Annotated in this window: 5 protein-coding genes; 3 read left to right on the plus strand and 2 right to left on the minus strand. The window is 50.9% G+C overall.

From position 1 onward, the window contains the following. Positions 1-17: 17 nt before the first annotated feature. On the minus strand, positions 18-1,223 hold the full coding sequence (locus tag QMZ18_RS18950; protein ID WP_282607898.1) for a glycosyltransferase: 1,206 nt from the start codon (positions 1,221-1,223) through the stop codon (positions 18-20). A 344-nt stretch (positions 1,224-1,567) separates the two neighbouring features. Continuing rightward, the gene (locus QMZ18_RS18955; RefSeq protein ID WP_282607899.1) at positions 1,568-3,532 is read right to left on the minus strand and encodes a Tad domain-containing protein; all 1,965 of its coding nucleotides are present in this window, start codon (positions 3,530-3,532) and stop codon (positions 1,568-1,570) included. A 778-nt stretch (positions 3,533-4,310) separates the two neighbouring features. Here QMZ18_RS18955 and QMZ18_RS18960 point away from each other — a divergent pair. The 3 genes from QMZ18_RS18960 to QMZ18_RS18970 all read left to right on the plus strand — a co-directional run bounded on the left by QMZ18_RS18960 (position 4,311) and on the right by QMZ18_RS18970 (position 7,987). Beyond that, the gene (locus tag QMZ18_RS18960) at positions 4,311-6,116 is read left to right on the plus strand and encodes an ABC transporter ATP-binding protein (RefSeq protein ID WP_282607900.1); all 1,806 of its coding nucleotides are present in this window, start codon (positions 4,311-4,313) and stop codon (positions 6,114-6,116) included. A gap of 28 nt (positions 6,117-6,144) precedes the next feature. After that, positions 6,145-7,149 (plus strand): UDP-N-acetylglucosamine 4,6-dehydratase (inverting), encoded by a 1,005-nt coding sequence (gene pseB / locus QMZ18_RS18965; protein ID WP_282607901.1) that lies wholly within the window; start codon positions 6,145-6,147, stop codon positions 7,147-7,149. Between the two features lie 199 nt (positions 7,150-7,348). Then, positions 7,349-7,987, plus strand: coding sequence for a pseudaminic acid biosynthesis-associated methylase (locus QMZ18_RS18970; RefSeq protein WP_282607902.1), 639 nt, complete (start codon positions 7,349-7,351; stop codon positions 7,985-7,987). Positions 7,988-8,175: the final 188 nt, after the last annotated feature.

Raw genomic sequence — 8,175 nt, forward strand, 5'->3', positions numbered from 1 at the left:
CTTTGTGGCCAAGCCCTTCAGGGGCGCCGCCTGTTGTCTATTGTCTTTTTCCAGATTTCACGTCGCTGCAGTGCAACGGCCTGGCTGCTAAAATTCTCCGTAATGTGATGTCGTGCAGCGACGCGGAGGTTGGATAGGCTCTCCCACTCCTGAAGGCATCGAACAACCGCATAGGCAGCTTGGTCTATATCACCTTGTTCGATAATGAAGCCAGTCTTTTGGTTGCTGATCAGTTCATCTATTCCCATGGTGCGTGAAACCACCGGGATGCAGTTTCGCAGCATGGCTTCCTTTACCGTGTTCGGCAGACGTTCCGATGAGGACATGCTCAACAGCACCTTGGACTTAGAAAATTGTTCGAAAACCTCTTCGTGGCTCACATGCCCCAAGAACTGGACCGCGTCTCCGATGCCCAGATGATCTACCATTTCCTGGAGGTGCATTTTTTCCGGTCCATCACCGAGCACGGATAGCCGTGCAGCGGGACATTTATCGAGGACTCGGCGGAAAACCCGCAGACTTTCCGTTGTACGTTTTAGTGGAACAAGTCTTTCTGCGATAACGACTTCGAGGGTTTTTTCCTGAGCGTCCCGGAACGTCTCCGGTTCAACGTCGATGCCATGATAAACGACGTGGACCCGGCCCTCCAGAACGCCGAAGTTTTTGAGCGCAGGTGTGTTGGCGCGTGCCAAGGTGAAAACCAGGGGAGCTTGTCTGGCCAGTTCAATGCTTGGCCCATATCGGCTGTGCAGGTCGTAGGCGCTTAGCGATAGCGACAGAGTCACGTCTTCAAGAAGCTCATGGACTAGCAGGCCTAAAAGGCTCGGGTAGTGCCCCCAGTAGAGATGGACGATGTCCGGAGGCGAGCGGCGAATTTTGTCAAAGAGATCGAGAGTTCTGGGAACAAGAGCGAGACTCTTGAGTACTGATCCTGCCGTCACGTTGCCGCGCGTAAAAAGCGATCCAAGCAGCCTTAAGGGAAGTGATGGCGGACGGAGGGCAACCCAAAGACCCCGTAGGCTGGAGAATAGGGAATTATGATCGATCTCTATGTTTGGCAGCCGTCGGTCGCGCAGGACATCGTTACAGTCCTTCGGTTTGGGCTTGAACGTAGCGATCGCAACCTCGACCTCCTGACCCAGAAGGGCCCGAATCTCTACCGCGGCGAAGGTTTCGGAGGGAACCGGGAACTGCATCGTTACGTAGAGTACCTTCAGTGCCACGCTATGGCCTTGTTTGACGTTTGTTTGGAGGTGCCGTGTGCTAGAAACATTAACAAGCCGTTGGGAGAATCGGGACGATCTCCACATGTAGCATAGTCTGTTCGGTCTGATAACGGCCTTGACGCTCATCCGAAACAAATGATTTGCCCAAAGCTGTTCTCATCGCCGTTGGCAGAGTGTGACAGAGAAGCTGCCGGATTGAAGGTTGTTTTTTTGTGGCATTTGTACACCGAATCGCGTGCATGGGGCGATGCCTGTACCAAAATGAGCCTACACTTTGAAAAGGAGCGAGACCGCCTGAAATCGGTTTGACACGACATCAGACGGTCTCACTTGCAACTTGGCTATTCCGCGATGCGCAGGTTGGTCAACTCGTTACCAATTGCTACGAAGGTCGCTCGCAATTCGTCATTGGACGGAGAATTGTAATACTTCTCCGGATCTGACGCACAGTTTCTCATGAGGTTCTGCGTTGCCACGTCGTTGAGTTGGAATGTGATGGCATAGATCACGATGCCCTCATCCTTCATGTTCTCGCACAACCGAGACATACGGTTATTGATTTCAACGACCGCTGCACCTTGGTTTGTGGTGCCAAGCCGGCCTTCACTCAATCTGCCGTAAGCCGAGTAATCCGTATCAGGATAGGTTCCGGAAAGGGGGCGTCCTGGCAGGCCACCCGGCCAGTCATAGTAGACGTTCTGGCCGTCGGTCAGAACAATGGCGACCTTGTCCATCAAAGGCGCGTCATAGGCCATCGGAAGGTTATCCGGCGTGTCACCACCCCAGAGACCCTGCCAGCGCGGGGAGATCACACGCCAACCCCATGCCAAACCGAGGTTTGCGTGCGTGCCACCGCGGTGCCATGGCTGCATTTCGTCGATGGCATCTAATACTTTCGTCTTCTCCGCAGTCAAAGAAGTGATGGCGGGACCGCAACCGAGGTTGGGGCCGGTGCCTTCGTTCTGGGCCTCGTTGCTCTCGTCGATTTCAGGCCAGTCGTTGTCGCCATCTTGATCGTCGTCATAATCGTTAATTGTTGTCGGCCAGAAGTGACGGGTAAATAGCTCCTCTGAAGGAGGATCGTCCGACTCGTCACGCGGAGACGGGCGTGCTTCTACGCAGCCTTTCCAAACCGTTTCGACATCCTCTTCGGCTTCCTCAAAAAACTCGACCTCGGAGAACAAGACGATGGCTTTTTTCTTGATCCTGCCGCCCATGACTATTCTGTGGTAGCGATAGGCCGTTGACGTGTCGATACCGTCGGTAAATGTGAGGACACGTTGAATCTTCTTACCTCGATTACTGTACTTGGCCCTTCCCAAGTGAAGTCTGGTCCAGGAAACGCCATCGTCTGAACCTTGGAGAACAACAAACATCTTAATTGATTTCTGGCTTCCGAAAGTCCAAAAACCATAGTTTGACGGGCTGGTAAGGCGGTATCCTACGACCGTTTTCGATTCATCTTCCCATTGTTTTCCTACGACGATGTAGCGCTTCTCGAATGATCCCTTGCGAAAGATTTGCCTGTAGCCGCTGTCGGGGATGAGTTGATTTCTGTTGCCATCGAAAACCGCAGGTACGCCACCCCCGCTTGTCGTGTTTCCAAAAGACGTGCCGTCCTCGATGACGACTTTGTTCCCGTCAATTGTCGTCGTGGGTGCAAGTTCGTGCAGCCAATCAACATGCTGGTTTCCTACATTGACGGTTGCAACAAAGGGGACCAGACCAACCCAAAAATTGTTAATTGTTTCCTTCTCACCATACAGAATGTTAACGAGGTCAGTGGCCGCCGCCTTCATGGTCTGGATTTTTTGGCTGCTCCGCATAGAGCCAGTGTTATCCATGATCAGAGCCAGTTCCAGCCCGCGCACCGAGCGTTTCACGACGGAACGGGCAGAAACTTCCATGTCGTCAACGCTCAACACGCGCATAAAGGTCGTTGGAATTCGGGCTGTGGCAGTAATTGTCAGCTGTTCATTCCCCTCTCCGGTCTCGATTTCAAAGTCGATTAGGACCGAGCCCATGTAGTCGTTGGGAAAATTTGCTTGGAAATACTTTTGAATTTCCGCGTCGCGATAGGGTTGATTTATAGCCTTGCCGCCCGCGAGTGCAGCTGCGTCAACAGCCTGACCCAGGCGTGCCTTAGCTATGTATCCACGGCCAGCGTCGGTTGCCAAGCCGAGAAAACCAATCACGGCGATGACGGAAAAACCGAACAAAACTGAGACTGCGCCCTTACGGTCTTTGGTGAATGTATAGGCGGCCTGTTGAAGCCATTTAAGCCCCCCGGCTGACAATGTAAACATCTCTTTGCGCTCGCGGTTCTTTTGAGAGGAGGCGCAGAATTTCAGCGAAAGATGAACAATGGGTAAAAGTAAAAATTATACAAACAAACATATTGTTTATGTGTAAAACTGTATTAAAAATACTGATGGTTGATTGGTTCTAAATAATCTATTGTATTTTCCTTTTTTTATTTTGGTCGAATTTTACAATGATATTGGATTTTTGTATATTTTTATCGGTGATGGTGCAGCGCTCATGAATCAGTATGGTTCAGCATATTTGTAGGCTGAGTCTGCTTGTCTCTGTGTGTAGGTTCATGTGTTCTCAACCTAACGGTCTTATAGCAAGTCGACGTTCTAAATTGGCGTAACCATTGCTCACGTGCACAAGCACCTTGAACAAGTGAATCCTTGACGGTTTTGGGTGCCAGCGTCTATTCAGGCGCTAGTCTTATCTTGCCCTTGTTTTTAAGCGCGACATTCATGCAGGGCGGTGGTGAACTGCTTTGACCTCTTGAAGTGCCGAAGATCCTTTATTTGCTTGAGCGCGCACGAAATTCAGTTGTCGCAATAATAGGCATTCGTGATATTCCGACACGTAGAGATCACTAGTTGTTTCGGATATTTTTGCAGCGATAAGGAATGCCTCAAAGACGTTGTTTCAATTGGTTTCGGTTTTCATATGGAGATAGACAAAGTTGCGGAGTGTTTTTCTAAGTCGGCGGACAAATTTGTGAGGGCCGTGTTGAGAAGATGTTCTTCTTCAGTCGGTGCTCTGTCAGCTATAGGTTAGTAGGAAATGATACGTACGGTTCGGATGGTCAATGCGCTGCTTAATTATCACGAGCGGCGTCGGGCTGTTCAAGTGTTCGCACTTATGCTGTTGATGGCACTGGTTGAGACCTTGGGTGTCGCGTCGATAATGCCATTTGTTCTTGTTTTGGCTAGTCCCGGAGTCATTGAGAGTAATAGCTATTTTTCTTTTGTTTACAACACTTTGGGATTTGTCAGCCCTGACAAGTTTCTAATTCTTCTGGGCTGCGCGACTCTGAGTATTTTCCTGTTTTCCATGGCGGTCAGGGCTGTGACGACTTATGTGTTGGTGCGATTTACCACCATGCGGCTCCACACTATTTCCTGCCGTTTGTTAAGTGCCTACCTCCGGCAACCTTATTCTTTTTTCCTTGGGCGAAACACCGCCGACCTTGGCAAATCTGTGCTGTCCGAAGTGAATCGAGTGACAAGTGGCATTTTGATGCCAATGCTTCGCCTTCTGTCTGGGGCCGTTGTGGCAATCGCGATTCTTACGTTACTGCTGTTTTTGGAACCTTGGCTATCCTTGGCCGTTGCACTTGTTCTTGGCGGTGCATTTACTGCTGTATATATGACTTCGCGCCAAATGCTTCAAAAAATCGGTAATGATAGGGTCAACGCCAACCAACTACGCTTTGTCCTTGCAAATGAAGCGCTGAGTGGAATTAAAGAACTCCGGCTGATGGGGCGAGTAGAGACCTACCTCCAGCGCTTTCGTGAACCGTCCGAGCGTTTTGCCCGCCACCAAGCGACAAGCACGCTGATTAGCGATTTGCCGCAATTTGGGATACAGGCGCTGGCATTTGGTGGTGGTTTGTTGACCGTGATCTATTTAAAGGCGACGCGCGGCGGCCTTGAAGAAGCTTTGCCGCTGATTTCTTTATATGCCCTCGCGGGTTACCGTTTGATGCCGGCATTCCAACTAATATTCAGCAATCTGACAAAAATCCGGTTTGCTATGCCTGCGCTTGAAGTCCTTTACGAGGATATGAACACTAAGGAAGCGCAGATTACTGAGATTGAGGAGAAAGCGAAAACTTCGATTGTTCGCTTAAATGGGGCTGTCAATCTGCAGAGAGTAAGCTTTTCTTATCCCAATATGGACCGGCCGGCAGTTTATGAACTTAATTTGGCGATTCCACGCGGAACCAGTGTAGCCTTTGTCGGCAGCACTGGAGCTGGAAAGAGCACCGTGGTCGACCTTATTCTCGGCCTTTTGCAACCGTCGCAAGGGCGAATTCTGATCGATGGGCAGCTCTTGCAGGGCTCCAATTTGCGGGGGTGGCAGAAGAACATCGGTTACGTGCCGCAGGCGACTTATCTGGCAGATGACACCGTAGCTGCAAACATTGCATTCGGCGTCACGTGCGCCAATGTTGATGACAAGGCTGTTGAACGGGCTGCAAAAGCCGCACAAATCCATGATTTTATTGTCAATGATCTACCGCAAGGTTACGACACCGTTGTGGGCGAGAGAGGCGTTCGCCTTTCTGGAGGGCAAAGGCAACGTTTGGCGATCGCCCGGGCGCTTTACCATGATCCCGAGGTAGTTATTTTCGACGAAGCCACCAGCGCTTTGGACAATGTGACTGAAGCAATAGTGATGGAGGCTATCGACGCATTGCGCGGGATGAAGACTGTTATCATTATCGCGCATCGTTTCTCAACGATTCGACACTGCCATCGAATTTACGTAATGGAGAGTGGTCGACTCGTCGCCGACGGAGCCTACGGCGAGTTGGTCGATTCGAGCGCGCATTTCAAGAAGCTTGTTCAATCAGCTAACGCGTAACATTCAAATTTTTGGACGAATCTTAGGTATGTTTGACGAGCGCAGTATTTTGATTACCGGCGGCACGGGTTCGTTCGGTCGAAGACTCATTCGAACCTTGCTAGAACGCTACAGACCCAAAAAAGTTATTGTGTTCTCCCGGGACGAACTCAAGCAGTTCGACCTGCAGCAGGAGATAGGTGAGGAACCGCGGCTGCGCTATTTCATCGGCGATGTCCGAGACAAGGATCGCCTTGTTCAGGCCATGAGAGGTGTGGACATTGTGGTTCATGCCGCAGCACTCAAGCAGGTACCTGCGGCCGAATACAACCCTCAGGAATGTATCAAAACCAACATTCACGGGGCTGAAAACGTTATAAATGCCGCGCTGGCCAACAATGTGGAGAAGGTGATCGCGCTATCGACCGATAAAGCGGCCAACCCGATCAATCTCTATGGCGCAACGAAGCTGGCGTCGGACAAACTCTTCGTTGCCGCCAACAATATAGCTGGAGGCCATGAGACGGTTTTCTCTGTCGTCCGCTATGGCAATGTTGTTGGCTCGCGGGGGTCTGTTGTTCCCTATTTTCGAAAGATACTGCATGAGGGGGCACAGGAAATCCCCATCACGGACCCACGAATGACCCGTTTCTGGATCACTCTTGACGAAGGCGTCGAGTTTGTGATTCGGAGCTTTGAGCGCATGCATGGGGGGGAGATCTTCGTCCCCAAGATACCTTCAGTCCGCATTACCGACCTTGCGGACGCCATGGCACCGGGTCTGCCTCACAAGTGCATAGGAATTCGGCCGGGAGAAAAACTGCATGAGACAATGTGTCCATCGGACGATTCACATTTAACGCTGCGGTTCCACGATCACTACGTGATTCGCCCCGCGATTCGGTTTCACAGCCGGGACGACGACTTTCAGACAAATCAGATTGATGAGCAGGGGCTGCCTGTAGAGGAAGAGTTCGCCTACAACTCGAGCAACAACCCACATTTTCTCACCGTAGAAGAACTGCGCGCGTTAGATGAAACGTTGGAGTCTTGAGCGCTGTGGTTCTTGATAAGGGGCTGAGGCCGAGGGCAGGCAGTGTGAGATTTAGGGGGCGGAGGCTTTGGGGCGGCGGTTGTTTGAACGACTAAAAGGCTTGCTGCTTTTGAGAGTTTATGGTCGTTAAGCGCTAAATATTTGGATTGGCACTTCTGCGCGAGCCAAAGAACGATTGAACCAACCGGATGGTATGAAAATGCTTGAGAATGAACAGATCAACTTGTGGCGGGGCGATTTCGGCACCGAATATAACGCTCGGAATGCCGCTACTGAAGAACGCGTCCGAAATCGTACGCGGTTCTGGTCTCAGGCGCTGGACAGTATCCGCAAAAGATATGGAGACTCCAAATCCATCCTGGAAGTGGGAGCGAATGTAGGGATCAACCTCCGGGCGCTGAGAAATCTCTGCGACGCCGATCTCGTTGCGGTCGAGCCAAACGATCAGGCTCGTGAGAATCTGGTGAGTGATGGGGTCGTTCCGGCCGAGAAAACATTTGCGGCAACCGGCGAGTCCCTGCCGTTTCCTGACAATTCCTTTGATCTTGTCTTTACCTCCGGTGTTCTCGTTCATGTAAGCCCAGACAACCTGGCACAAGTCTGTTCGGAAATGCATAGGGTGAGCCGGCGCGTTGTTATGTGTGCCGAGTCCTTCAGTTCATACCCTGAAACAATCGTCTATCGGGGACATACGGACAAACTCTTCAAACGCGATTTCGGTGCATTCTGGATGGAGCAATTTCCGTCTTTGAAACTGATCGATTATGGCTTTGCGTGGAAACCGGTTACGGGCCTGGATAACGTCACCTGGTGGATTTTTTCCAAGCCGGAGGAATGATCCTACGCGTCAAGGGTCGTAGAGCATTGTTTTTATTAGATAAACTCCTTTGATTGAGCCGGCTGCCGAACGATAGACAAAAGCTGACTTGAGTATTCTATGAGCTTGTCCGGTAATCCCCCCGAAATTTAGGGGTGTTTGAAAGTAGAATTTTCTCGAATGATTAAGGAGGAGATTCTGATGAAGAA

The sequence above is a fragment of the Pelagibius sp. Alg239-R121 genome, assembly GCF_947331435.1.
Lineage (GTDB): Bacteria > Pseudomonadota > Alphaproteobacteria > Kiloniellales > Kiloniellaceae > Denitrobaculum.